Here is a 1,542-nt window from a genome sequence, read left to right on the forward strand (position 1 = left end):
TGTGTATAAGAGACAGGCCCGTCCCCTCGTCCGAAGCCGCCCGGAGGGCCCGCTCATGACCACGACCACGCCCACGACCACAACCACGGCCATCAGCCGTGTCGGAATCGTCGGAGGGGGCCTGATGGGCGCCGGGATCGCCGAGGTCTGCGCCCGCGCCGGCCTGGACACGGTCGTCTGCGAGGCCGACGCCGCCCTGGCGCGCGCTGCCCGCGAACGGGTCGCCGTCTCCCTCGAACGCGCCGTGCAGCGCGGGAAACTCGACCGCTTCTCCGCCGAGGACGCCCTCGCCCGCCTGGTGTTCTCCGCCGACCTCGACGACCTCGCCGACCGGCAGCTCGTCATCGAGGCCGTCACCGAGGACGCCGACACCAAGACCGCCGTCTTCGCGGCCCTCGACAAGGTCGTCGCCGATCCGGGGGCGATCCTGGCGACCAACACCTCCGCCCTGCCCGTCATGCGCCTGGGCAGGGCCACCTCCCGCGCGGACCGGGTCGTCGGACTGCACTTCTTCAACCCGGTCCCCGTACTGCCCCTGGTCGAGGTGGTCTCCTCCCTCCACACCGCCCGCGCCACGAGGGACGCGGTGGCGGGGTTCGCCCGCGACACCCTCGGCAAGAACCCGGTCCACTCGCGGGACCGCTCCGGGTTCGTCGTCAACGCCCTCCTCGTCCCCTACCTGCTGTCCGCGATCCGCATGGCCGAATCCGGCTTCGCGACGGCCGCGGACATCGACACCGCGATGCAGCTCGGCTGCGCCCATCCCATGGGCCCGCTCCGGCTCGCCGACCTCATCGGCCTCGACACGGTCGCCGCCATCGCCGAGGCCCTGTACGAGGAGTTCAAGGAGCCCCTCCACGCCCCGCCGCCACTGCTGCGGCGCATGGTGCAGGCCGGGCTGCTCGGCCGGAAGACCGGCCGCGGGTTCCACACCTACCCGCAGCATCCGGCGGGCGCCCGTTAACCCCGGCCGATCCCTTCCTTAAGAGGGCCTCAAGATCCCGACCCGAGCGGCCGAACTGGCGTTTTGTCCGGTTCCGGATCGCTAGCGTGCTGCCCCGTCCCCCATCCCCGCACCGATGAGGCAGGCAGTCATGACCAGGAACGCACACCGCCGCACCGCCGGCACCAAGGCGAAGGCGGCCGGAGCGCTCGCGCTGACCGCGGCCGTCGCCGGCACCGCGATCGCCCTCACCGGCACCGCCCAGGCGGCAGCCGCGGGCGCCGCCTTCACCCGCTCCAGCAGCTGGGACTCCGGCTACACGGGCCAGTACGTCATCACCAACACCGGCAGCCGGCCCCTGAAGGACTGGACACTGGAGTTCGACCTGCCTGCCGGGACCACCCTGTCCTCGCTGTGGAACGGCGAACAGACCGTCAACGGCGGCCACGTCACCGTCAAGCCGCCGCGCTGGGACACCGCCGGACTCGCCCCGGGGGCCTCCACCACCATCGGCTTCGTCACCGCCGCCAAGGGCGGCGCCCCGGCCAACCCCACCGGTTGCCTCATCGACAAGGAGAAGTGCTCCCCCGGTTCCGGCC

2 protein-coding genes are annotated in these 1,542 nt (G+C 72.4%); both read left to right on the forward strand.

Features of this window, described 5'->3' with window-relative positions:
• Positions 1–55 precede the first annotated feature (55 nt).
• Positions 56–964, forward strand: coding sequence for a 3-hydroxybutyryl-CoA dehydrogenase (locus HYE82_RS36425; RefSeq protein ID WP_179178502.1), 909 nt, complete (start codon positions 56–58; stop codon positions 962–964).
• Positions 965–1,094: 130 nt separating this feature from the next.
• A partial coding sequence (locus HYE82_RS36430; protein ID WP_179178503.1) for a cellulose binding domain-containing protein occupies positions 1,095–1,542 on the forward strand: 448 nt, incomplete at its 3' end.

The sequence above is a fragment of the Streptomyces sp. BR123 genome (genome assembly GCF_013401435.1).
Taxonomy (GTDB): Bacteria; Actinomycetota; Actinomycetes; order Streptomycetales; family Streptomycetaceae; genus Streptomyces.

Coding starts and splice junctions, on each gene's coding strand:
- HYE82_RS36425 (WP_179178502.1), top strand. CDS start 56: ATGACCACGACCACGCCCACGACCACAACCACGGCCATCAGCCGTGTC.